The organism is Halanaerobium sp., assembly GCF_003070835.1.
Genome location: NZ_QBLR01000003.1, coordinates 1 through 23,370 on the forward strand (window position 1 = coordinate 1; position 23,370 = coordinate 23,370).

Consider the following 23,370-nt stretch of genomic DNA (forward strand, 5'->3'; position numbering starts at 1 on the left):
AAAGCAGTCCTTCCGGTGCATCGAGTTCCTGCCATCGGTGTTGAAAAAGCTGCTAAAATTTTAAAAAAGAGGCTGCTAAATATGCAGCCTCTTTTTTTCTGATGTTATTTTATTGAAGATTAAATTTAAACTAATAATTTAAGCTAATTTCTTAATTATCTTTTCTAAATAGCGTGACTTAAGCTGTCGGCTGGCCATTGCCTGTTTAATTGGAGGCAGTTTTAAGATAGCTGAGACTACAGCTGCCATTGCCCGGTGGCTGCCGAAAGCCTGGTTTTCAAAAATTAGATTGGCAAGTTTTCCTCTTTCAATTGCCATCATAACAGTTCTGTGGACTGAATTTACAGGAGTTATAATTTCTTCCTCACGCCGCTGCAGACTTAAGGAGCTGTTGGGACAGGATCTAACACAGACACCACAGCCCAGACAGATGTCATGATCAATCACAATTTTTTCAGCTTCTCTGGAGATTGCATCGATTGGACAGGCCTCAATACATTTGCCGCAGTCAAGGCAGCTTTGATAATTAATCTGAGGCAGATAATGAGTTGTCTGCACAGGGTGTAAATTTCCGAACTTTTTAGCTGCCAGGAGAGCCTCACAGCAGCAGCCGCAGCAGTTGCAGATAAAAGTAGGACTCTCACGCACATTTTCTCCACACTGAACCAAGCCGTGCTCATACGCCTGATGGAGGAGTTCCAGACACTCAGAGCTGTCAACGCGACGTGCATGATCATGTCTGATTAAAGAATCAGCAGTATTATTAAAAGTCATGCAGATATCAAGTGGAGCATCACAAGCCTGATCAAGGTGGTGCATTTTATGCCGGCAGTAACAGGTACTAATCTCTATATCTTCAGCACTTTCTATAATGTGGCTTGCTTTTTCAAAATCCAGAATATGGACCATATTATCTTTTGATAATACTTCTTCATTAACATAGACCCGGCCCAGTTTGGTTTCACTGGCTAAAAATAGGTCTTTAATAAAATCTTCTTCCACATTTAAATACTGATGATATAATTCTGCCAGCAGTTTTTGATTAATGTCCTGTCTGGTTCTCATCATTGAAAATTCGAAAAAACCGGCCATTGGTGGCGGCAGAATATATTTTTTAACACCCTGATCTTTAGAATCAAGCAGGATTGCCCTCTCTGCCAGTTCATCCAGAATATTTTCTGTTTTTACCTGATCCATCTTTAAAGTTTTAGCTGCTTTTTCAACAGTAAAGGGTTTTACCGGCAGCTGGGCTACTATTTCTGCCTCTTTTTCACTGAAAAGTATTGATAAAATTTTGTATAAAGTTTTAGATGGTGGTGCTCCCTGAGGAAATTGATTTAATCGTTCTTCAAGATTTTTATAGGCTGATTTTGCTGTTTTATGGGACAAAATATTCACCTGCTTTCTTAATATATAATTAAACAATAGTGAAAGATTTCCCTTTATTTATTTGAAATTGCTTTAAATTTTAAATTGACTGTTATTGTGATATAATTCAAATCAGAGCTTACTTAATTGTTAAAGCACCCAGGAATTAATATTTGAAAGAGAAAGGAAGGGATAATTTGAAGCAGGAAATTGAAAATTCAATTCAAAACTTTATAGCTAACTATCAGCAGAAAGATGATATAGAGAGCAGCTGGAAAGAGCCGGATATTAAATATGCAGCTGCGGCTGATCCAATGTTTAATCAACTAAAAAGGGTTGTTTCAGAGGATCACTTAATGCCTGAAGATATAATGACTGATGCCAGAACAGTGATCGCGTATTTTATTCCTTTCGCTGAAGAAATTGCTAACTCAAATATTGAAGGAAAATACAGCTCACATCAGTGGGCAAAAGCATATATCGAAACAAATCAGCTGATCGCAGAATTAAATCAGCATTTAAAAGACGAGCTGTCAGAAGAGGGCTATCAGGCAAGTCTCATTGCAGCCACCAATAATTTTGATAAGGAAAGGTTAATCAGTGACTGGTCTCATCGGCATGCTGCTTATATAGCAGGACTTGGAACTTTTGGACTGAATAACATGCTGATCACCGAAAAGGGCTGTGCAGGTCGAATTGGAACTATAGTTACTGATTTGAAACTTGCAGCCTCAGAGCGGAGAGAAGAGGAAAGATGCCTCAATAAGGCTGGTTTTAACTGCAGTCAATGTGTTGACCGCTGTGTCAATGGCTCACTGCAGGCTGATTCATTTGACCGCCATCAGTGCTATCAACTGCTTTCAGAAAATGATGAAATTCATCCTGAGTCAGCTCTGACTGATGTCTGCGGTAAATGTTCGGTTGCTTTACCCTGTTCTTTTAGCTCTCCAGTTTAATAGCCTTTTTATCCTCACCAAAGTCTGATTATATTAATGGAAGTTCTATAGTTGTTGATGGAGGAGCAGGCAGCTCAAACTTATAAGCGGGCATATATGCAGTCCTCAACTATTTCTATCTCATTTTCGGCTGCATAATCTCTAATTTCCTGGCTCCTGGTTCCCGGCTGCAGCCAGACATATTTAATTCCCAGTTTATTAATTTCTTTGATAACTTTAATCCCATGTTTTGGATTAACAACCATATCAACAACATCAATCTGAGCTTCTATCGAGCTCAGGTCAGGATAACATTTTAGACCGTTAACTTCTTCAAACTTAGGGTTAACTGGGAAGACATTATAATTATTTTTATTCAGTTTTTTAACAATTTTGTGGCCGTATCTATTTTTCTTTGTGGTGGCACCAACCACTGCCCAATTTTTCATCTTCATAGTTTTTTCAATCAGACTCATAATATCAGCTCCTTAAATTGTGATAATTATTAGTTCTTTAATCAAGTTTATCAGATTTAATTCCTGATTTAAAGCATTTTCAGTTTTCAGCTTTCCTTTAAAATTAAAATAGAAGACCGGCTTTTTAGGCAGGAATATTTATTCTTAAAATCAAATATAGTAATAGTAAGTTTAAATTAACTTTATTTTAAATCAGCAAAGAGAAGAAAGAGGAGGATCATAAAGATGAATAAAAAATTAAAAGTATCAATTGTTTCCGGTGCCCTGCTGGGAGTGATCTGCATTATCGGTGGAGGAATTAGAATGGGCTTCAGCGGCAATGAGCTTTATCTATTTGCCCTCTGGTATAACAGGTTAATTATGGGGATTTTAATTGGTCTAACTAAAATGAAACCAGGACTTGAAGGGCTAATTAAAGGTGGTAATCTGGGCTTAATGGTTTCTCTTGCTTTCTATCTTTCCACAGGTATGACTGATCGGATTTCATTTTTTGCTGGTATTATTTACGGAGTGATTATTGTAGCAGTGGCCAGAAAATATGAATAGATTAAAAAGCGCAGCAGATATAATTTGGGGTGATTAAAATTAAGGTAATTGATTTTGAAAAATATTTAAAAGAATATGAGAAGACAACAGGACTTTATCCAGAAGAGTTAATGCAGATTGGGGAGAAATATCATCAAAAAGAATACTTAACTAAAGAGGAATTATACCAGCTGGCTCATTTGAATTCCACCCGCAGTTCCTACCATGTAAAAAAGAATCCTGCCAACCGTGTGGAAAAAGTTACTGAGGCAGCCTATCAGCTCTATGATGATTTTTGCCGTCTGGCCCTTTATACAAGTTTAATGGGAATTGGTACTCCAACCGCTTCAGCAATTTTAACTTCTCTAAACCCTGAAAAGCACTGTGTAATTGACACCAGGGTCTGGGCCAGCCTCTATAATCTAGGATATTTTGAAAAGGAAAAAGAAAGTTTTAAGCCAGATGACTACCTTAAAATAATAAAAATTGTGCGGGAGATGGCTGCAGATGGAGAATTTACAACTGCAGAAATCGGCTATGCCTTATTTGCTTATGATGTAGTTCACCGCAAAGGAAATTTACACTAGAATTTAAAGCAGTCCACCGACTAGAAGATTTAATTAACAGAGGACAAAGATTATAAAATTACGACTTAGGAGGATTTTATGAATAAAGCAATGCTCTGTAGGGTAAAGAGAAAACAAGAGGAGAAAAATATTTTAATCATAAAAAATAAAATTGAGCCAGAGGCTGAGGGGCTTAAAGTTGATTATCAGTTTGAAGATACTGATCCAGCTGTCCAGCAGCTGATTAGCTCTCAGGTCGGTCAAAAGCTCGAGCTAGATTTTTTAGCGGGAGAAAAAAGCTGGCAGTTAAGCAGTAAAAAAATGTTTATTTCAAATTTTGATTATGCCTATGATTTATCAAGTTTAACTGATTTTATTGATTCATTAATTACATTTAAAGCCAACGACCGCCAAATTGACCGCGAAATAATTCAGATGCTGAAAGATGATATTTTTTCTGCGGCCGTTTTCTGGGAGAACGACACCATAGATCAGGATTTAACAGCAGAACTGATATTAAAATACTGGGATTTAGATCCAGTTCAGAACTATCCGGATAATGATTATTATAAAAAGCTAATGCAGTTTGCTGACAGTAAGCTGGATACAATTGACCATGAAACTGCTGATTTCTGGTTTGATATTCCTGCAGCAGTCAGATCTAAAATAAAGGAAGAGGTTGAATCAGGCAAAATCAGTTATGAAAATTGTTCAGTTTATCTTAAAACAGCAGTTAATAGAATTGTTAATACCATTCTCCTAAATTTTATCAGCGAAGCAGCAGGTGAAAGCCAGGAAAGTATTAATAATCTCTTTGAAAAGTTTCACTACCAGTTGATAGATGAACTGACAAAAATGGCGCTAGAAGAAAATAAAAAATTAAATTTAAGGCCGATTATTCCCCACGCTGATTCTGAAAGAAAGGATTTAAGCCTGCAGCCTGACCTTAAAATCACGGAATATTCTCTCCTTGAAATATTTGATCATTATTCAATTGCAGTCGACTTTGAAGCTTTAAACTTATTTTCTGAATCCTCTTTTAAAACACTTTCTGACTATCTTAGTAACTTAATTATCCATCTTGATTACTTAAATCAAATGAGAGAAAAAATAAAATGTGAAAGCTGTGGCCAAAAGCTTGATTATGAACTGAAGTATTCAAGCAAATATGCCGTCTATAAAGTTGATTCTGCCCGCTGTACTAATCTGGACTGCCAAAAATTTGATCAGGAAATTAAATTTGATTAACTTTTAAAAATTGCTAAAAAATGCTATAATAAAAGGACATCTTGATAGATAAATTTGATCAAAAAATGGAAAGGAAGTTTTTTTAAAGCTGGTATGAAAAAATTAGAAGAAAACTTGAACTTTTATCGAAAAATATTAATATTGACCGCAGCAGCCTATCTTATTTTTGCTGCTGTTTATAAATTTACAGCTGGAGTTAGTGATCCCATGTCTTCAGCAGAGAGGCTGATTTCAACTCTGGTTTTTCTCTCAACATTCGCCCTTTCGTATAAATCTGAATGGCTTAGAAAAAATATCGCGGGGGTCACTTTTTTACTTTCACTGCTGGCTATTTTTCAGCTTTTTTATTATACCTACCTTCAGAATTTTACGGTAGAACTGGCAATTTTAATTATTTTTGTCACGGCAGTTTTTAATCTGATTTTCAACTTAAATCTGCTAAAATTTATGAGTGATCTGCTTTTAGTTCTGGTGATGATTTTCAGCCTTTATTTTTCTGATTCGGGCCAGATTATTGTCCCACTTTATTTCAGCTCCTATCTTATGATAACGGCACTCAGCTTTTATGTCAGCTACAGTATCGAACAGTCACAGAGCAGGATCGCAAAAAATGTTGAAGAATTAAGAGAACAGTATCAATTTCAAAAAACCCTGGCAGATGTTTCTTCCAGACTGGTTAATCTGGGGCTTGATAACTTTAACTTTAAAATTAATGAGTCCCTAAAGGTTTTGGGAGAATTTTTTGGGATAGACCGCAGTTATATCTTTAAAATTTCTGAAGATAAAAAGACAATGTCCAATAAATTTGAATGGACTGCTCCTGGGATTAAATCTCAGAAGGACCGCCTCCAGAACCTGAGCACTGAAAAATTCAACTGGTGGTTTGAAAGATTGAATAACAGAGAGACCATAGTTATTGAAAGTGTTGAGGAGTTGGAAGCTGAAGCAGCTCCTGAAAAAGAAATTCTCAGAGAACAGGATGTAAGTTCTTTAGTTGTAATGCCAATTTTAATTGGTGAAGATCTTTATGGTTTTTTTGGATTTGATCTTGTTGATTCTGAACTTAACTTCAGTCAGCCGGTACTTAATCAGCTTAAGATTTTTACCGATGTGATTACAACAGCAATTTCCAAACATCTAGATAATTTAAAAATTAGAGAATTGAGCTATTATGACAGTCTGACAGGACTTTATAACCGCAGATTTTTTGAGGTTGAATTAGAAAGACTGGACAGTAAAAGGCAGCTTCCTATTTCAATTCTGATGGCTGACTTAAATGGCTTAAAGATTATCAATGACAGCTACGGCCATAAAATGGGAGATCAGATGCTTAAAAAAGCTGCTGAAATTTTAAAAAGTTCATTAAGAGAAGAGGATATTTTGGCCCGTCAGGGTGGAGATGAATTTATTATCCTCCTGCCCCAGACCGATCAAAAAACAAGTGCGGAGATTATTCAGCGGATTAAAGAGAAAACAGGTAAAATAGATGGACTGGAGCTGCCGCTTTCGATTGCAGTCGGTCAGGCAACTAAATTTAGTCCGGAAGAGGATATAGGAGAGGTTATCAAAGCGGCGGATAATCAGATGTATGAGAACAAACTTTCTGAAAGCCGAAGCAGCAAGAGCAATATTGTTCAGGGCTTAATTAATGTACTTGATACTAAAAGCAGTGAAACCAAAGAACACGCACTGAGAATGACCAAACTTGCCTTTGATTTTGGAGAAAAACTTGGGCTGACAGAATCAGATCAGAACCGACTTTCTCTGCTGGCAACCCTGCACGATATTGGTAAAATTAACATCAGCGAAAGTATTTTAAATAAAGTAGATAAATTGACAGATCAGGAATGGGAAGTCATGAAAAAACATACAGAGCAGGGTTATAAAATTGCCTCCTCCTCGGAGGAATTTGCTTCTGTAGCTGAAGAAATATTTTCCCATCATGAAAACTGGGATGGCAGTGGTTATCCCCGTCAACTGCAGCAAAAAGAGATTCCATATCTAGCGAGAATTATCTCTCTGGTTGATGCTTATGATGTAATGACCCACGAGCGGCCATACAGTAAGGCAATGTCTAAAGAAGAGGCTATTAAAGAAATCAAAAAATGTTCGGGAACTCAGTTTGATCCTGAGCTGGCAGCTAAATTTATTGAAATGCTGCAGTGATGCCCATTTGAACCAGGTCCAAATCGTACGATTTGGACCTGGTTCAAAAGAATTGATTCACAAAGTTGAGGAGGTTAATAATGAGCTTAAAAATTATGCATACAGGAGATCTGCACCTGGGGATGAAATTTAATCAGTACCCAAATATCAGCTCCGAACTGGAAAATGCCCGCTATCAGGCGCTGGAAAATGTAGTTGTCGAAGCTAATCAGAGAGGAGCTAATCTGCTGGCTATTGCAGGTGATCTCTTTGATCGAGCCAGTATTAAAAATGTTAAGATCAAAAAAGCAGTTGAAATTTTAAATAAATTTGCGGGCGAGGCAATTTTAATTCTGCCCGGAAATCACGACTACAGTGATGGAGTCAGCAGCCTCTGGTCTCAATTTAAAAAAGAAATTAAGGGAAGAATGCTGATTTTGGACCAGGAAAAAGCCTACCTGCTCAATGAATTTGGTTTAAATGCAGCTGTTTACCCGGCTCCCTGTGACAGGAAACTTTCGAGTCAAAATAAATTGGGCTGGATTAAGAATTTAGATGAGAAGCCGGATGCTGATTATCATCTTGTTCTGGCTCATGGAGCCCTGGCAGGTTTTTCACCTGATTTAAATGACGATTATTTTAAAATGACAGAAACAGAACTTTTAAATTTAGAAATGGACCTCTATCTTTTAGGCCATTCCCATCTTCCCTATCCCAAAAAGGAAAGTGTGAGCGGCCATAAAATTTTTAACAATGGAACTCCAGAACCTGATGGTATGGACTGCAGCCATCACGGCACGGCCTGGTATGTAGAATTAAATGAAAATAAGGAAGTTGAGGCAGAACAAATAAAAACGGGTAATTATCATTTCGCTGATCTGCAGGCAGAGCTAAACTCTTTATCTGAGCTGGAAAATTTAATTAGTGATATTTTAGCTTCTGAAGCTGAGACTAAAATTTTGCGCCTGCAGCTTAAGGGAGAGCTGCCGCGGGAGGAATTTGCTGAAAAAGATAATGAGTTTGCCCGCCTGAGGGATAAATGTTTTTATGTAAAGATAGATCAGAATGATTTAACTATCAGAATTGATCAGGATCTAATAGCTGAAGAATTTGCCGAAAATTCTTTTCCCTATCAATTATTAAAAGAACTGGAAGCTGATCACCAGGCCCAACATCTGGCCTATAAGATGCTGAAGGAGGTACAGGAGTGAAAATAAAAAATTTCAGTACCGAAATTTTTGCAGGAATCAATAACAGAGAATATCAATTTGAGGATGGTTTAAATATTCTATTAGGAGATAATGAGGCCGGCAAGAGTACAGTGATCAATGCTATTTATGCCTCTTTATTTATCAGCCCGCAGCTGAAACTAAATACCACTGAGGGGAAGGAGTTTAAAGCAAGATTTCTGCCCTATCCGGATGGAGATTTTGCCGAGGCAGAGCTCGAATTTGAAGCCGAAACTGAGACTTATAAATTTTATAAAAAGTGGAGCAACAGCAATTACCAGGGCTTTTTAGAGCTCCCTGACGGCCGCAGAATTGAAAAGTCAGGTAAAATTAAAGAATATAAAAATCAGATCTTTCCCTATGGTAAAAGCACCTATAATAACATAGTTTTCAGCAGTCAGCAGGATATAAAGACGACTTTAAAAAGAATTAGTGCTGAGGAAAATCCGGAATTGATCGATACTATTAATTCATTTTTGCGCAGGGCGGTAATGGAACTGGACGGGATTTCTATTGATAAATTCCGCAGTAAAATTGATAATCAGCTGGAGGAACTGACAAAAAAGTGGAATCTTAAGGCAGATGCAGTCAGCAACAGCAGCCGCGGAGTTAATAACCCCTATAAAGTTGGAACCGGAGAAATTTATGATGCCTATATTGACAGGGAACAGCTTAGAGCCAGGATTAAGCAGGCAGAGGTAAATGAGCGTCAATATGAAGAACTTGGACTGGAAATTAAAAAGTTAAAGCAGGAGGAAGCTCAAATTATTGCTGAGATTAAGGAGCTTTCTGAAATAGAGTCGGAAATAAATCAGCGGGCAGCAGTTGAACTGGAAATAGACAGTCTGGCTGAAAAAACCAAAAAAATGAAACAGGTTGCTCAAAAGTGGCCGGAACTCAAGGCAGAACTGCAAAAATTAGAGCAGAAGCAGGAGACAAAGTCAGCAAAGCTTGCAGAATTAAAGGCTGAAATTGAGCGGGCTGAAAAGTTGAAAAAAGAGCAGGAAATAAAAAGTAGGCTTGCTGAGATTAGAACAGCAGAAAAAAAGCTTGCCGAACTGAAAGAATTAAAGGCTGAGATTTCTGCCACACCGGAGCAGGTGGAAAAGCTCGAAGCATATAAAAATAAAATAGCAGCAGCAAAAGCAAGCCTTAAAGCTGCAAAGTTAAAAGCAAAACTCAATTTTTCTGCAGCAGAATCGATTAAAATTTCAGCCGGGGTTGAGGGTGAAAAAACTGTTGCTGAGGGTGAAATTATTGAGGCTGATGGTTATTTAAGAATTAAAACTGAAGAGCTGGATATTGAAATTGAATCAGCAGAAATAGATTTTAAGAGTTTAAAAAAGGAATTTGAAGAAAATCAACAGAAATTTGAAGAATTGAAAACAGTAATGAAAGTTAAAGACCTCGCTCAGGCAAGGAAGAAGCTGCAGGAGCTGGCTGAACTGAAGCGAAAAATTGAAGCCAATAGAGATAAGATTAAGGAACTGCTGGCAGGCGAAAAAATAGAAGCTCTGGAAGCTGATTTGTCTGAATTAACAGGATTAGAATCGGCGCGGGAGACTGAGCTGGTCAGAAAAGAAATTGATTCTCTGACTTCCGAGCTGGCAGAGCTGAATACAGAAATCAAACTTAAAGAAACTAAAATTGAGGAATTTAAAGCGGATTATCAGTCTTTAGAAGCTCTCAAAGATGAGCTGCAGCAAAAAGAAAAGAAGATAGAAACTCTGCAGCAGAGACTGGAAGAACTTGCTTCTCTTCCAGAAGAATATGATACTACAGCTGAGTTTATCAGTGATCTAAAGGCTAAAAGAGAAAAGCGAGAAGAAATTAATCAGAACTTAAGGGAGAAGACAGCTAAGCAGCAGCAGTTAGAAAATTCACTGCCGGAAGCTTCGACGAGAGAGATGGAAGCTGAATTTAAGGAGCTGGAGCAGAAATTAGCCAAGCTTAAAAAGCAGGCTCAAAATTTGCTGCAGATTAAAGAAGTTTTCGAAGAAAAATTAGAAGAGATGGATCAGAATTCATTTCAGCCGTTAGTCGATAGTTTCAGCAGGAATTTAGAAGTTTTAACTGCAGGTAAATATCAGGCGGGAATGATTGACAGCGATTTTTCAATTAAAATTAAGTCAGCTGAAAGTAGAGAACTGCCCGGAAAATTTGAACTGCTTTCTTATGGGACCTATGATGCAGCTGCACTTGCTCTGAGGTTTGCGATTTTTGACAACCTCTTTCAGGACTACGGAGGTTTTATTATTCTTGATGACTGTCTGGTTAATTTTGACCCGGAGCGCAGAAAAAATGCAGTCAGGCTGATTCAGGAATATCAGAAAAAATACCAGATAATTTATACAACCTGTGATCCAGAGCGTGCGGCTGAGTTTGAGGCTAATATCATAAAAGTATAACAATTAAATATAAAAGGTGATTTGATGTTAAAAGATTTAAGTATCGAAACAGTACTCAATAATTTAACAATGGGTATAGCAATTTTGGATGAAAATAGAGATTTTATCTATATCAATGATTTGACTACTAAAATAACCGGTTACTCAATCAGTGAAATTAAAAATCTTGAGCAGTGGTTTAAATTTGCTTTTCCTGATCCTGTTCAAAGAGAAAAAATTCATTCAGCATTTAAAGAAAAACTGGCAGAGAGGGAACACTACAACAGGGTTTCTGAGATAAAAACCAAGTCGGGTAAAAATAAATTTGTAGAATTTAGAGTCAATCCAATTGGTGAGGATTATCTGCTTGTAAACCTGGTTGATGTCAGCAGAAGAATAGAGCGGGAAAAAGAAATAAAATATTTATCCTATCATGATGAACTGACAGATTTATATAACCGCCGCTATTTTGAAGAAGAGATGAAGCGCCTGGATGATTCTCGGCGTTATCCAATCAGTATTATAATTGGAGACCTGGATAATTTAAAAACTGTTAATGATAATTATGGTCATCTGCTGGGTGATGAATATCTGCGCAAAGCAGCCGATATTTTAAAAGAGCTGCTGCGGGCGGAAGATGTTGTAGCCCGAATAGGTGGGGATGAATATGCAGTGCTGCTTTCAAAGACAGATAAAAAAGATTGTATTCAGATCTGTGAGCGGATAATCAAAAAATTTGAAGCTCAAAACTCTGAAAATAATTTTCCAGTTGATTTTAAAATTTCACTGGGCTGTGCGACAGCAAGCAGAAGCGGCAAAAAATTAACTGATATCTACAATCAGGCTGATAAAAATATGTATAAAAATAAGGGAAGGCGTTAATTAAAACTGCTGTAAACAGGAATTCAATAAAAATAGGCATAAAAAAATCAAGGTTCTGACGAATCTTCTTCGATTTCCTGTTTACAGTTTGTTTTTTTACTTTTCTTATTCTTTCGTTTTATTTTCGATTTAGTCCTCCATTACTATCTTTGATTTGCTCAAAGACTATTATTAAAGAAGGCTATCCCTTAATAATTTCTTTTTGCTTACCATTAATAGTAACTTCTTCGGAATTGATCTTAATTAACCTTGATCAATTTCAATCAACAATCTCACTTCTAAATCTCAAATAATCTTACTTGAATAAGAATTTCAAAATACTACTTGTAAACATTCAATCTTAGGACTTCCTCAGAACCTTGTAACTACATTATAGACCTCTACCCTTAAAAACGCAAGGTCGAATAATGTCGATTAAAGCAAAATATCGTTTAATATATTCCATTTTTAAACAAATTCTTAAGCTAGCATCATTTTTCAGAATTTAAACTAAATTAAAATATCTTTTTGAGAACTGGATCGGCTGCGGAATAATAAAATACTTGATAATCAGCAGCACTACCTGTATTATTTAAATTAAGCCAGATAGATAATTAATTGTCAGTGAGGAGAATAAAAATGAATTCAGTTAAACTAATTGAAGATTTATCAAATGCAAATGGGATTTCAGGTTTTGAAGATGAAGTTTTAGCTGTAGTTAGAGCTCGGGCCGAGAAAAACTTAAAAATTGAAGAGGATTCGATGCGCAACCTCTATCTTTATCCCCAAAATTATGATCCCCAAAAACCTGTCTTAATGCTTGACAGTCATTCTGATGAAGTTGGATTTATGGTCAAATCAATTAATAAAAACGGCAGCCTCAAGTTTATTACAGTTGGAGGCTGGTCTCCTCAGAATATTCCCGCTCACAAGGTTAGAATAAAAAACCGGGAGGGTAAATATATCAAGGGGATTGTTGCTTCTAAGCCGCCGCATTTTATGGAGGCAGACGAGAAAGATAAGCTGGTTAAAGTCAGTGAGATGATCATTGATATCGGAGCAGCTTCTAAAAGAGAGGCAGTAGAAAATTATAAAATAGAGGTGGGGGCACCGATTATTCCTGATGTTGAATTTGAATATGACGAGGCCAATCAAATTATGATGGGTAAGGCTTTTGACAACCGCCTGGGAACAGCACTTGTTGTTGAACTGCTCTTAAAATTTTCTGAGCAGGAGTTAGATTTTAACCTTGTCGGCAGTCTCTCTGCTCAAGAAGAAGTTGGTACCCGCGGAGCTGAAGTGACAGCCAGAAAAATTAAACCGGACCTGGCAGTTGCTTTTGAAGGGACTCCAGCAGATGATAATTTTAGAGATGAATTTGATGCTCAATCTGCTTTAAATAAAGGTGGGCAGATTAGACACTGTGATGTTTCGATAATTTCCAACCCTCGTTTTGTCCGCTTTGCCAGAGATTGTGCTCTAGCAAAGAATATTCCCTTTCAGGATGCGGTTCGAACTGGGGGCGGTAATGATGGCGCCAAAATAACTTTAAGTAATAATGCTGTACCTACTATTGTAATTGGAGTTCCCGTCCGCTATGCCCACACCCACTATGGAATTTCTTCCCTGGAGGATTATCAAAATACTCTCAGCTGGGCAGAGGAGATTATAAAAAATCTAAGTCAGGCAAGAATTGAGCAATTTTAACTATAAGCAGGGAGGCAGATTAAGGTGACTGCTCAAAATAATTATTTTTTAGTTGAGGGAAAATACAATACCGCAAGAGTCTTTTCGCAAAAAAGAGATGAGACTGCTGTGGAGCAGATTGCTGCTATCTGCAGTAATGCAGCCTATAAAAATTCTCAGATTAGGATCATGCCGGATTATCACCCCGGACTGGGTAGTGTGATTGGATTTACAGCCACTCTCGAAAATAGAATTATTCCCAATACAGTCGGAGTTGATATCAACTGCGGTATGCACTGCAGCAGATTGGGGAAAGTTGAGATTAATTTCAGGCTGCTGGATCAGTTTATCCGCAGCAGTATTCCCCATGGTTTTAAGCATAATCAGAAGATTAGCCCCAGGATTCCCTCAGACATTAAAGAAGAGATAGTCCGAGTATCTAAAAAGCTGGGCCTTGGTGCTGATAATCAGCTGAAAGGAATCGGCAGCCTGGGAGGCGGCAATCATTTTATTGAAATCAATCAGGCAGAAAATGGAGATAAATATCTGGTAATTCACAGCGGCTCCCGCAACTTTGGCCTGCAGATCTGCAATTATCATCAAAAACAGGCCTATCAGTACTGCCGCCAGCAGTATAAAAAGGCTGCTGATTTAGAATTGAAAGTAGAGTATGATTTAAATAAGTCTAACTCTTTTCTGGAGGGGAAACTGGCAGCTGAATACTACCAGGATATGAAAGTAGCCCAAAAATATGCTGACTTAAATCGAAAAATAATGGCTGAGCGAATTCTTGAGTTTCTGGAACTTGAGGCTCTCGCTAGTTTTCAGACCAGACACAATTACATTAATTTTGAAGATCATATTATCCGCAAGGGGGCTGTTTCTGCTCACCAGGATGAAAAAATACTGATTCCTTTAAATATGAGGGACGGTAGCATCTTAGCCAGGGGGCTGGGAAATCCAGAGTGGAATTATTCTGCTCCCCACGGAGCGGGCAGACTTTTATCAAGGACCCAGGCTAAAAAGGAAATCAGCTTTAAAGAGTTTAAAAAGTCAATGCGAGATGTCTATTCAAGTTCAGTCAAAAAAAGTACAATTGACGAAGCTCCTTCTGCCTATAAATCGGCGGAGGAAATTCTGCTGGCGGTTAAGAAAAGCATTGAAGTAATTGAAGTATTAAAACCTTTATACAATTTTAAAGCAAGTTAAAGAAGATAATTATGAGGAGGCACTAAGATGAAAACAATAGGATTGATCGGTGGTATGAGCTGGGAATCTACAGTTGATTATTATAAAATTATAAATAGAGAAGTAAAAAAGAAGCTGGGTAGTCCCCATTCAGCAGAAATCATTATGTACTCAGTCGATTTTGCAGAGATAGAGAGACTGCAGGCGGCAGGTGAGTGGGATCAGCTAAGTGAAAAGATGATAGAAATAGCCGATAAACTGGAGAGAGCTGGAGCAGATATGATTTTAATCTGTGCCAATACGATGCACCAGATGGCACCAAAAGTTCAGGCAGAACTTGGGATTCCACTGCTCCACATTGCAGATGCGGCAGCTGAAAAAATTAAGGCTGAAGGCTTAAAAAAAGTTGGTCTTCTGGGAACAAAGTATACGATGGAAGGCGATTTTTACAGAAAAAGAATAGAAGAAAATTATCAAATTGAGGTTCTAATTCCTGAGGCTGAAGAGCGGGATTATATCCATCAGGCTATTTATCAGGAACTGGTTAACGGAGTCTTAAAAGATCAAACTAGAGAAAAGTTTCAGAGAGTTATTGCTGGTTTAAAAAATCAGGGAGCAGAGGGAATTATCCTGGGCTGTACAGAAATACCATTACTGATTAAAAAAGAGGACAGCAGTCTGCCGGTTTTTAATACCACTGAGCTGCATGCTAAAAAAGCTGTTAAACTCGCTTTAAAATAATTTTTGTTTTAAAAGCTTATATTATGTTTATCAGCACTGGATTGAATAAATAAGAATTATAAATAGAGGTGAAATCTAATGTTTGCCAATAAACTAATCGCAAGAGCAATGGAATATGCCGCCCAGGCACATCAGGGTGATACCCGTAAAGGGGGAGAGGTTCCCTATATTGTTCATCCCTTTGAAGTGGCAATGATCTTAAAAGAAAATGCTTTTGCAGATAAAATTGTGGCCGCCGGACTCCTGCACGACCTGCTTGAAGATACTGAAGTTGGAAGAGAAGATTTAAAAAGAGAATTTGGAGTAGAAATTCTGGAACTGGTGCTGGCGGCTTCCGAAAAACTGGAAGGAAGAGATGAAAGAAGCTGGGATAAAAGGAAAAACCAGACCATTAAATATTTAAAAGAGGAGGCTGCTTTTATTAATAAGGCAGTGGCCTGTGCTGATAAGTTGAGCAATGCCCGCAGTATCTTAAGAGATTTAGAAGCTGAGCCAGAAGATTTCTGGCAGCGCTTTAGTGCTCCTAAAAGCAAACAGAAGTGGTATTATCAATCTCTGGTGGAGAGTCTTAAAGAACTTGAGGGTCTAAAAATGTATGCTGAATTTAAAGAAGTTGTAGCTGAGATTTTCAAATAAGATAATAAAGCTAAAATAATTAAAACCCGGTTTAGAAACTCCTGTTTTAAAAATAGTGAGTTCCTACCGGGTTTTATAATTTGTTCTTACAAATAAACAATGTAGACAAGCAGACCGTGGCCTGCAGCTAAAATAAGAGTGATATAAGCAAATATTTTATGCAGTTTTAAATTTAAACGGGGATTGAGATTAAAGACCTTTCTAAAAAATCTGATTCCCAGTAAAAAAGTAATTAAAAGTGATGTCAGAGCACTAATACCCATTGGAATAATCCACTGCCCCATATTGACCTCCTCTGCAAACTACAGACTCCTCATTAATAATAAATTATTTTAAAGACTTATTCTACAGTTAATTCAATTTCTCTGCTGCCAAACTTGTTGCATTCTGCATTCAGACGAATGGTGTCTCCAGCTTTTGCCCCTGGAATCATATAGTGTAAATACTGAACCTCATTATCGGTCTGCATTATAAAATTTTGCTCGATATGCAGATTATCATTTAAATAAACTTTTACATTATTGATAAAGTGGTCACTATTATCATTTGAGTTGTGAGGGATTGTAACTTCAAGCATTTTATTTTCAGTATTGAAAGACATCTCTATATCTCCAGGGGGATGCGCATAAACGCTGAGAGTTAGACTGAGAACCAGAGCAACAGTAAAAAAGAGAACTCTTTTCATAATTATTAACCCCTTTCTAAAATTTAATAGCTTTGTTTATATAATTTGCCATTAAAATTATTATTCCTGCTTTTTTAAATTTATTTTTTCTGTATCTGTAAAATGTAATACTTGACTTTGATTGCTGAGAATATATAATGAATATGCGTTTTAAAACCTAAAAATTATATAAGCAAATAAGAAGGGATGATCATGGTGAAAGAAATAATAAAAAAAACTGCCGAAGCTGGAGTTGCAGTAGGAGCTGTTACAGCTTACAGTGCTTTTTTACTCCACATGTGGACTTAATTGAATTTTATATTTAGCCTGGCAGAGTACTGTCAGGTTAAATTTTGACTTCGAATGAAAATGATTCTCAATTAAAGATGTTTTATTGTTGACATATGTTCAATATTGTATTATAATTTATATCGCAATTACTAAATATAATTAGCTGGAGGGATATTTTTGCAGAAATATGATATTTTAATTATTGGTGGAGGACCTGCTGGAATTACGCTGACTAAAAATATAAAAAACAAAAGAGATATTGGAATTATGAGACCGGAAGATCATTCGATGATCTACTGTGCGATGCCTTATGTTATAGAAGATCTGCTTCCCTATGAGAAAACTTTAAAAACTGATGCAATTGTTACTGAGACAGGGGCAGATTTAATTAGAGATCGGGCTCAAAAAATTGATTTTGAAAATAAAGTAGTTAAAACTGAAAAAAATGAAGAGTATCAGTATAATGAATTAATTATTGCTACCGGAGCTGATCCGATTTTACCTCCAATTGAGGGTAGAGAACTTGATGGAGTAATGACTTTTAAAAGTGAAAATGACTTAAAGCAAATCCTGTCTACTCTTGAAGACGGGGTAAAAAATGTTTCGGTTGTTGGAGCTGGGGCGATAGGAATAGAGCTGGCCCAGGCTTTAAATGAAAAGGGGATAAATACAAATTTAATTGATATGATGTCTTCGATCTTACCAAATATGCTTGACTCTGATATTTCGAAGCAGGCTGAAGAGGAGCTAAAAGAACTGGGCATCAATTTATATCTGGATCAGAGAGTTGTAGAATTAAATGGTGACTCAAGTTTAAACTCAATTGTGCTTGACAGTCAGCAGGAGATTAAAAGTGATCTGGTTATTTTTGCTGTCGGTATGAAGCCCAATGTTGAATTTTTAAGAGATACTGCTTTAGAAATTGGTAAAGATGGTATTCTGGTAAATGAAAAAATGGAGACAAACCTGGAAGATGTATATGCAGCAGGAGACTGTGTTCAATTTGAAAGTGGAATAACTGGTGAGGTTATTTCTGGTAAGCTGGCAACAAATGCTGTAGCAATGGGGAGAGTTCTGGCAGCAAATCTGCTCGGCAGAGATAGAAAATATAACGGCTTTTATAATGGAGCTGCAACCAAAGTTGGTGATTATTTTGTCGGAGGTACCGGTCTAACAGAAAAAATTGCAGCTGAAAACTACGATATTATAACAGCTGAGGCTGAGTTTACAACTGCTTTTCCAATTATGCCTTTTGCTAAAGATGTAAAGCTCAAATTGATTGTTAATCAGGCTGACCGCAAGCTTCTGGGAGGTCAGATAATAAGTGGAGAGCCTGTTACAGATAAAGTCGACAAAATAACTATGGCAGTTCAGTATGGTCTGGATGTGGACCAGCTATTAGACTTTAATTATTCTTCTCAGCCATATCAGTCCTTTTATCCTGCCCACAACCTGCTGGTCAAGGCGGCAGAAAATGCGGTAAAAATTCTGGATAATTAATAAAATAGCTGACAATGACTGCAAAATTTAGAATAATAGATTTAATTTTAACCCTCGTTTTCTTAACTGAAAGCGGGGATTTTTCTATTTAAAAAGGATTTTTCTCTTGAATGCTGAATTATATTTAAAGAACTAATTTAAATATTTAATTAACTTTTGAGCTACTAAAAACAATAAAAAGGGGAGAATTTAAGGTGTGGACAAGAAGTGAACTTAAAGAGAATGCAAAAGGAAAATTAAAAGGTTTTTACTGGCAGGCCTTTTTAGTCAGTTTCATTTTGGTAATTACAGGGGGCAGCCACAACCGCCTTGACCTTGGCAGCTCCGGCAGCAGTACCGGTACAACTAATGGTGGTGGGAGTGAATTTGCTCTGGAGATAGCCCTGATTGCAGTAGTGGGAGTCTTAGTCTTTTTAGCCCTGAGAATATTTCTGGGCTATATTCTGGAAGTTGGCGGCAGAAAGTATTTTATTCAGTTGAGCAGAGGTGAGTCTGAGATTTCATATCTGCTTAAGTTTTTTGACAAAAAATATTATAAAAATATTATTACAGTACTTTTATTTAGAGGAATCTATATTTTTCTCTGGTCACTGCTTTTAATCATTCCAGGAATAATAAAAATGTACGAATATCGCTTTGTTCCCTATATTATGGCTGAAAAGCCCGATTTAGATCATAATCGAGCTCTTAATTTAAGCCGGGAAATGACAGCCGGTCAGAAGCTGGATATTTTCATTCTTGATCTTTCTTTTCTGGGCTGGTTTTTTCTAGGAGCATTATTTTTTGGGATTGGGATCTTATTTGTCCAGCCATATTATGATGCTGTTAATGCTGAACTCTATCAAAAGGTTAAAGCACGAGCTTAAATTTTATTAAATATCTTTTCATCCAGTAAGATTTCAATTTTTTATTTGAATATAAATTTTATTTTGCAGTCAATTGGAGGAAATTATTATGGCAAGTAGAGAAAAAGTTAATCAGGCAATTTTATGGTATGAAAGTCAGAGAAATAAATACAGAGATTTAAGAGCTGAAGTGGAAGTGATTTTAAGAGAGGCTCTGAATGAAAATGAGATAATTTTCCACAGTATAGAAAGTAGAGTAAAGTCAGTAGAAAGTTTTCGAGAAAAAGCGAGCCGTGAAAAATACAGCAAACCAGTAGAGGAAATAACAGATTTATGTGGGGTGCGAGTTATTACACTTTTTGAAAAAGAAATCCATCAGATAAGTGATATAATTAAAGAATTATTTGAAATTGACTATAAGCGGAGTGAAGATAAGTCAGATCTACTGGAAGCTGATAAAATGGGTTATAAATCCATTCATTATATTGCTGAACTGAGTGCTGATAAAATAGCCAGGACAGAACTCGAAAGTTTTGCCGGTCTTAAGTTTGAAATCCAGATAAGAAGTATTCTGCAGCACGCCTGGGCTGAAATTGAGCATGACCGTAATTATAAATTTAAGGGTGAGCTTCCAAAACATCTACAGCGCCGCTTTTATGCTCTGGCAGGGATGCTCGAAATTGCAGACAGAGAGTTCAATACACTGTCAGAAGAGGTAGAAAAGTATCGACAGCAAAATAATTAAAAAAAGAGGGGTAATATAAAATGTATAGAAAAGTAAAAAGTTATTTTGAAGGAAGAGAAACTCAGGATGGTGCAGGAGTTAAGCTCAGACGCTGTTTTGGTTATCATCAGATTCCAGATTTCGACCCTTTTTTGATGATGGATTTTTTTGATTCAACTGATCCTTCAGATTACAGCCGTGGATTTCCCTGGCATCCCCACCGAGGGATTGAAACAGTGACTTATTTAATTAAGGGAGAAATTGAACATGGTGACAGTATCGGCAACAGCGGAGTGATTAGAGATGGTCAGTGTCAGTGGATGACAGCAGGTTCGGGAATCTTACATCAGGAATTACCACAGGCTTCAGAAGAAATGCTTGGAGTTCAGGTCTGGTTAAATCTGGCTGCTGATAATAAGATGACTGAGCCGCAGTATGGTGATATTACTGAGGATATGATCCCTATTTATGAGGATGCCGCGAAAAAAGTACACATTATTGCTGGAGAATATGAGGGCCTGAGTGGTGAAATTCAGAGAATTGATACCAGACCTACCTTTTTTGACGTGGAGTTAGAGCCTGAAAGTGAATTTATTTTTGAACTGCCGGCAGATTTTAATGCTTATGCTTTTTTAATCAGAGGAGAGGCTAATTTTGACCCGCAAAAAGAGGATTTAAAGCAATATCCTCAGGGAGTTCTCTACCAAAATGGCAGTAAAATTAAGGTTAATACAGCTAAAAAAGCAGCCCGCTTTTTATTTCTTGCAGGTAAAAAATTAGAAGAGCCGATTGCCTGGGGTGGTCCGATTGTAATGAACAGCAGAGAAGAACTGGCACTGGCTTCGCGCGAACTGGATAATGGTACTTTTATTAAAAATAAAAAGGAGAAAAATGTCAATCAGATTAATAAATTTTATCAGGAAGATTAAAGAAAAAAAGCAGGTTAATACCTGCTTTTTAAATGTTTTTTTAAATTTTTAATTTTCAATTTCTACTTCTTCTATTTTTGAATCTGCTGCATTTTTTTTGACTGATTCAATTCCATGGAGACAGCTTTCTTTAGATTTGTAAGACTGACCGGTAGCAATTATCTGTCCATTTGAAGCTTTAAGTCTGAATCTGTATGCACCTTTTTTATCCTGATAGACTTCAAATTTTCCTGACATTAATATTACCCCCTTAATAAAGACTTTTTTGATATATTTATTATATTACACAGAACTAGAAAAAATATCTAAAAATGAAAACTACTATTATTGAATTTTTTCAAAAATAGGAGGCGGGATAAAGAATGAGTAGAAAAGTAGTTCTAATTACTGGTGCCTCAAGTGGAATTGGGAAGGCAGCCGCAGTGAAATTTCTGGAGCAGGATTACATAGTTTATGGTGCTGCCAGAACTGAGGCAGATCTTGAATATTTAAGTGATTATCCAAATGGCCATTACATTGTAATGGATATTACAGAGGCAGAAATGAGAAAAAATTGTGTGGATCAGATACTGAAAAATGAAGCCGGGCTGGATATTTTGGTAAATAATGCCGGCTATGGAGCTTATGGTGCAGTGGAAGAGGTGCCGCTTAAAGAAGCTAAAAAGCAGTTTGAAGTTAATTTATTTGGCCTGTCAGAATTAACTAAACTTGTAATTCCTGTGATGCGGGAAAAGGGCAGTGGCAGAATTATTAATATTTCATCAATTGCTGGTAAAATCTGGACTCCTCTTGGTGGCTGGTATCATGCCAGTAAATTTGCCTTAGAAGGATTAAGTGACTGCCTGCGCAATGAACTGAGGGGATTTGGAATAGATGTAATTTTAATTGAGCCCGGAGCAATTGAGACCAACTGGGCCCAGACAGCTGGAGACAACTTATTAAAAAGCTCTGGTGAAGGCATTTATCAAAAACAGGCTGAGCGGAAGGCTAATAAATATAAGCAGATGTATGGTGAAGGTGGCATGGCAGCTGAACCGGAAGTTGTTGCAAAAGCAATCTTTAAGGCGGCAGAAACTTATCACCCTAAAGCCAGATATGCTGTTCCAACCCATGCGAAACTAATATTATTTTTTCGCTGGCTGCTTCCAGACAGTCTTTATGACTTTTTCACCAATAAATTTTTTTGATAATTCTTTCATAAGTGATATAATAGATAAGTGAGAGAATTTTAAGAAGGAGCTGTTTTTATGGACGAAGACAATATTCAAAGACTTGAGTATGATGGTAAAGAAATAATATTAATTCCAACTGCTCATATTTCCAAAAAGAGTGCAGAACAGGTTAAAGAAGTAATTGAAACTGAAGAACCTGACAGTGTTTGTGTTGAGCTGGATGAGGAAAGATACAGCTCAATTAATGATGAAGATAAGTGGAGTGAAATGAATATTTTTCAGGTGATTAAGCAGAAAAAATCACTGTTACTGCTGGTTAATTTAATCATCAGTTCTTTTCAGAGCCGAATGGCAGAAAAGTTAGGGATTAACGCTGGAGAGGAAATGAGGCAGGGAATTAGATCTGCTGAGGAAATTGGAGCAGAACTGGTTCTTGCTGACCGCAATATTCAGATTACCTTTAAAAGAGTCTGGCGTGGGCTCGGCCTCTGGGAAAAAATGAAGCTTATTTTTCAGATCATTTCCATGCTTTTTGTAGATGAAGAAATAACTGAGGAAGAGATGGATCAACTTAAGAGTGGTGATGCCTTAAATATGATGCTGGAGGAGATGGGAAAATCTTTTCCCGGGATAAAAAAGCATCTGCTTGACGAGCGAGATCAGTATCTGGCCAATAAGATAAAAAATGCCCCCGGGGATAAGATTGTAGCAGTTTTGGGTGCTGCTCATGTTCCGGGAGTTAAAAAGGAAATTTATAAAGTACAAAATTTGCCTGAGATCACTAAACTGCCGTCTAAACCTAAATGGGGAAAGCTATTTTCCTGGGGAATTCCGGCAGTGATTTTAGTAATTATTATTTCAAGTTTTATCAATAATATCAGTACAGGAATCGAGGTTACTAAGGCCTGGTTTATCTGGAATGGATCACTTTCAGCACTGGGGGTAGTTTTGGGCAGGGGTCATATTTTAACTGTTTTGACTGCCTTTGTTGTAGCTCCCATAAGTTCTTTAAATCCAACTCTGGCAGCAGGCTGGTTTGCTGGCCTGGCTGAAGCCTATCTAAAAAAACCACAGGTTAAGGATTTCCAGAAACTTTCGGAAGGAATTTCGATTAAGGAAATTTACACAAATAAGGTAACTCATATCCTTTTAATAGTTATTCTTGCTAATTTAGGCAGTGTGATTGGAACTGCTGTTGGTGGAGCCAGTGTAATCAGGACTTTTCTGGAGTTTTTCAGTTTTTAGATTAAAATA

At 37.0% G+C, this 23,370-nt stretch carries 23 protein-coding genes and 1 pseudogene; 19 read left to right on the forward strand and 5 right to left on the reverse strand.

The genetic code is table 11. The annotated features are described in order from the left end of the window. Positions 1 to 138: 138 nt before the first annotated feature. A complete protein-coding gene (locus CI949_RS00590) occupies positions 139 to 1,389 on the reverse strand; it encodes a 4Fe-4S dicluster domain-containing protein (RefSeq protein ID WP_290762040.1) in 1,251 nt (416 codons plus the stop codon). A 176-nt stretch (positions 1,390 to 1,565) separates the two neighbouring features. Here CI949_RS00590 and CI949_RS00595 point away from each other — a divergent pair, with 176 nt between their 5' ends. Beyond that, the gene (locus CI949_RS00595; RefSeq protein WP_290762041.1) at positions 1,566 to 2,324 is read left to right on the forward strand and encodes an epoxyqueuosine reductase; all 759 of its coding nucleotides are present in this window, start codon (positions 1,566 to 1,568) and stop codon (positions 2,322 to 2,324) included. After that, positions 2,312 to 2,410: pseudogene (locus CI949_RS20885) on the forward strand (oxidoreductase); the annotation flags it as partial. The gene CI949_RS00595 and the pseudogene CI949_RS20885, both read left to right, overlap by 13 nt. On the opposite strand, the gene CI949_RS00600 reads toward CI949_RS20885, so the two are convergent. Beyond that, the gene (locus CI949_RS00600) at positions 2,405 to 2,779 is read right to left on the reverse strand and encodes a CoA-binding protein (protein ID WP_290762043.1); all 375 of its coding nucleotides are present in this window, start codon (positions 2,777 to 2,779) and stop codon (positions 2,405 to 2,407) included. The pseudogene CI949_RS20885 and the gene CI949_RS00600 overlap by 6 nt on opposite strands. A 225-nt stretch (positions 2,780 to 3,004) precedes the next feature. Here CI949_RS00600 and CI949_RS00605 point away from each other — a divergent pair, with 225 nt between their 5' ends. From CI949_RS00605 to CI949_RS00655, 11 genes are all read left to right on the forward strand, one after another. Continuing rightward, complete coding sequence (locus CI949_RS00605; protein WP_108139398.1) at positions 3,005 to 3,325, forward strand: hypothetical protein; 321 nt, start codon at positions 3,005 to 3,007, stop codon at positions 3,323 to 3,325. A gap of 29 nt (positions 3,326 to 3,354) precedes the next feature. Continuing rightward, positions 3,355 to 3,891 carry a hypothetical protein gene (locus tag CI949_RS00610; protein WP_290762049.1) on the forward strand — a complete coding sequence of 179 codons (537 nt, stop codon included), beginning with the start codon at positions 3,355 to 3,357 and terminating at the stop codon, positions 3,889 to 3,891. Positions 3,892 to 3,969: 78 nt separating this feature from the next. Then, on the forward strand, positions 3,970 to 5,118 hold the full coding sequence (locus tag CI949_RS00615) for a hypothetical protein (protein ID WP_290762052.1): 1,149 nt from the start codon (positions 3,970 to 3,972) through the stop codon (positions 5,116 to 5,118). Between the two features lie 93 nt (positions 5,119 to 5,211). Next, a complete protein-coding gene (locus CI949_RS00620; RefSeq protein ID WP_290762055.1) occupies positions 5,212 to 7,284 on the forward strand; it encodes a diguanylate cyclase domain-containing protein in 2,073 nt (690 codons plus the stop codon). Positions 7,285 to 7,364: 80 nt separating this feature from the next. Further along, positions 7,365 to 8,474 carry a DNA repair exonuclease gene (locus CI949_RS00625; RefSeq protein WP_290762058.1) on the forward strand — a complete coding sequence of 370 codons (1,110 nt, stop codon included), beginning with the start codon at positions 7,365 to 7,367 and terminating at the stop codon, positions 8,472 to 8,474. Further along, complete coding sequence (locus CI949_RS00630) at positions 8,471 to 10,900, forward strand: ATP-binding protein (RefSeq protein ID WP_290762061.1); 2,430 nt, start codon at positions 8,471 to 8,473, stop codon at positions 10,898 to 10,900. Before CI949_RS00625 ends, CI949_RS00630 begins: the two co-directional genes overlap by 4 nt. A gap of 24 nt (positions 10,901 to 10,924) precedes the next feature. Then, a complete protein-coding gene (locus CI949_RS00635) occupies positions 10,925 to 11,761 on the forward strand; it encodes a sensor domain-containing diguanylate cyclase (RefSeq protein WP_108139390.1) in 837 nt (278 codons plus the stop codon). A gap of 618 nt (positions 11,762 to 12,379) precedes the next feature. Further along, on the forward strand, positions 12,380 to 13,447 hold the full coding sequence (locus tag CI949_RS00640) for a M42 family metallopeptidase (protein WP_108139388.1): 1,068 nt from the start codon (positions 12,380 to 12,382) through the stop codon (positions 13,445 to 13,447). A 24-nt stretch (positions 13,448 to 13,471) separates the two neighbouring features. Beyond that, positions 13,472 to 14,635, forward strand: a complete 1,164-nt coding sequence (locus CI949_RS00645; RefSeq protein WP_108139386.1) for an RtcB family protein — start codon at positions 13,472 to 13,474, stop codon at positions 14,633 to 14,635. 27 nt (positions 14,636 to 14,662) lie between these two features. Next, complete coding sequence (locus tag CI949_RS00650) at positions 14,663 to 15,355, forward strand: aspartate/glutamate racemase family protein (protein ID WP_108139384.1); 693 nt, start codon at positions 14,663 to 14,665, stop codon at positions 15,353 to 15,355. A gap of 78 nt (positions 15,356 to 15,433) precedes the next feature. Next, positions 15,434 to 15,991, forward strand: coding sequence for an HD domain-containing protein (locus tag CI949_RS00655; protein WP_108139382.1), 558 nt, complete (start codon positions 15,434 to 15,436; stop codon positions 15,989 to 15,991). 86 nt (positions 15,992 to 16,077) lie between these two features. Here the strand turns inward: CI949_RS00655 and CI949_RS00660 are convergent, their stop codons facing one another. Both CI949_RS00660 and CI949_RS00665 read right to left on the reverse strand, forming a co-directional pair. Continuing rightward, the gene (locus tag CI949_RS00660) at positions 16,078 to 16,275 is read right to left on the reverse strand and encodes a hypothetical protein (protein WP_108139380.1); all 198 of its coding nucleotides are present in this window, start codon (positions 16,273 to 16,275) and stop codon (positions 16,078 to 16,080) included. A 56-nt stretch (positions 16,276 to 16,331) separates the two neighbouring features. Next, positions 16,332 to 16,676, reverse strand: a complete 345-nt coding sequence (locus tag CI949_RS00665) for a hypothetical protein (RefSeq protein WP_290762073.1) — start codon at positions 16,674 to 16,676, stop codon at positions 16,332 to 16,334. A 447-nt stretch (positions 16,677 to 17,123) separates the two neighbouring features. Here CI949_RS00665 and CI949_RS00670 point away from each other — a divergent pair, with 447 nt between their 5' ends. From CI949_RS00670 to CI949_RS00685, 4 genes are all read left to right on the forward strand, one after another. Next, the gene (locus CI949_RS00670) at positions 17,124 to 18,446 is read left to right on the forward strand and encodes an NAD(P)/FAD-dependent oxidoreductase (RefSeq protein WP_290762076.1); all 1,323 of its coding nucleotides are present in this window, start codon (positions 17,124 to 17,126) and stop codon (positions 18,444 to 18,446) included. A gap of 194 nt (positions 18,447 to 18,640) precedes the next feature. Continuing rightward, on the forward strand, positions 18,641 to 19,312 hold the full coding sequence (locus CI949_RS00675) for a DUF975 family protein (RefSeq protein WP_290762079.1): 672 nt from the start codon (positions 18,641 to 18,643) through the stop codon (positions 19,310 to 19,312). Positions 19,313 to 19,400: 88 nt separating this feature from the next. Continuing rightward, the gene (locus tag CI949_RS00680) at positions 19,401 to 20,036 is read left to right on the forward strand and encodes a GTP pyrophosphokinase family protein (RefSeq protein WP_290762081.1); all 636 of its coding nucleotides are present in this window, start codon (positions 19,401 to 19,403) and stop codon (positions 20,034 to 20,036) included. A 20-nt stretch (positions 20,037 to 20,056) separates the two neighbouring features. Continuing rightward, positions 20,057 to 20,944 (forward strand): pirin family protein, encoded by an 888-nt coding sequence (locus CI949_RS00685; protein WP_290762083.1) that lies wholly within the window; start codon positions 20,057 to 20,059, stop codon positions 20,942 to 20,944. Positions 20,945 to 20,992: 48 nt separating this feature from the next. Here CI949_RS00685 and CI949_RS00690 read toward each other — a convergent pair whose 3' ends face one another. Beyond that, on the reverse strand, positions 20,993 to 21,181 hold the full coding sequence (locus CI949_RS00690; protein ID WP_290762085.1) for a YegP family protein: 189 nt from the start codon (positions 21,179 to 21,181) through the stop codon (positions 20,993 to 20,995). Between the two features lie 125 nt (positions 21,182 to 21,306). On the opposite strand from CI949_RS00690, the gene CI949_RS00695 reads away from it, so the two are divergent. Next, positions 21,307 to 22,131 (forward strand): oxidoreductase, encoded by an 825-nt coding sequence (locus CI949_RS00695; protein ID WP_290762088.1) that lies wholly within the window; start codon positions 21,307 to 21,309, stop codon positions 22,129 to 22,131. Between the two features lie 60 nt (positions 22,132 to 22,191). Further along, entirely contained in the window at positions 22,192 to 23,361 is a 1,170-nt protein-coding gene (locus CI949_RS00700; protein WP_290762090.1) for a TraB/GumN family protein, read from the forward strand. Positions 23,362 to 23,370 lie beyond the last annotated feature (9 nt).

Bases quoted from the DNA above. Each gene is read 5' to 3' on its own strand.
- CI949_RS00635 (WP_108139390.1), top strand. From the start codon at position 10,925: ATGTTAAAAGATTTAAGTATCGAAACAGTACTCAATAATTTAACAATG.
- CI949_RS00685 (WP_290762083.1), top strand. From the start codon at position 20,057: ATGTATAGAAAAGTAAAAAGTTATTTTGAAGGAAGAGAAACTCAGGAT.
- CI949_RS00700 (WP_290762090.1), top strand. From the start codon at position 22,192: ATGGACGAAGACAATATTCAAAGACTTGAGTATGATGGTAAAGAAATA.
- CI949_RS00655 (WP_108139382.1), top strand. From the start codon at position 15,434: ATGTTTGCCAATAAACTAATCGCAAGAGCAATGGAATATGCCGCCCAG.
- CI949_RS00620 (WP_290762055.1), top strand. From the start codon at position 5,212: ATGAAAAAATTAGAAGAAAACTTGAACTTTTATCGAAAAATATTAATA.
- CI949_RS00600 (WP_290762043.1), bottom strand. From the start codon at position 2,779: ATGAGTCTGATTGAAAAAACTATGAAGATGAAAAATTGGGCAGTGGTT.
- CI949_RS00690 (WP_290762085.1), bottom strand. From the start codon at position 21,181: ATGTCAGGAAAATTTGAAGTCTATCAGGATAAAAAAGGTGCATACAGA.
- CI949_RS00665 (WP_290762073.1), bottom strand. From the start codon at position 16,676: ATGAAAAGAGTTCTCTTTTTTACTGTTGCTCTGGTTCTCAGTCTAACT.
- CI949_RS00660 (WP_108139380.1), bottom strand. From the start codon at position 16,275: ATGGGGCAGTGGATTATTCCAATGGGTATTAGTGCTCTGACATCACTT.
- CI949_RS00650 (WP_108139384.1), top strand. From the start codon at position 14,663: ATGAAAACAATAGGATTGATCGGTGGTATGAGCTGGGAATCTACAGTT.
- CI949_RS00695 (WP_290762088.1), top strand. From the start codon at position 21,307: ATGAGTAGAAAAGTAGTTCTAATTACTGGTGCCTCAAGTGGAATTGGG.
- CI949_RS00605 (WP_108139398.1), top strand. From the start codon at position 3,005: ATGAATAAAAAATTAAAAGTATCAATTGTTTCCGGTGCCCTGCTGGGA.
- CI949_RS00640 (WP_108139388.1), top strand. From the start codon at position 12,380: ATGAATTCAGTTAAACTAATTGAAGATTTATCAAATGCAAATGGGATT.
- CI949_RS00625 (WP_290762058.1), top strand. From the start codon at position 7,365: ATGAGCTTAAAAATTATGCATACAGGAGATCTGCACCTGGGGATGAAA.
- CI949_RS00680 (WP_290762081.1), top strand. From the start codon at position 19,401: ATGGCAAGTAGAGAAAAAGTTAATCAGGCAATTTTATGGTATGAAAGT.
- CI949_RS00615 (WP_290762052.1), top strand. From the start codon at position 3,970: ATGAATAAAGCAATGCTCTGTAGGGTAAAGAGAAAACAAGAGGAGAAA.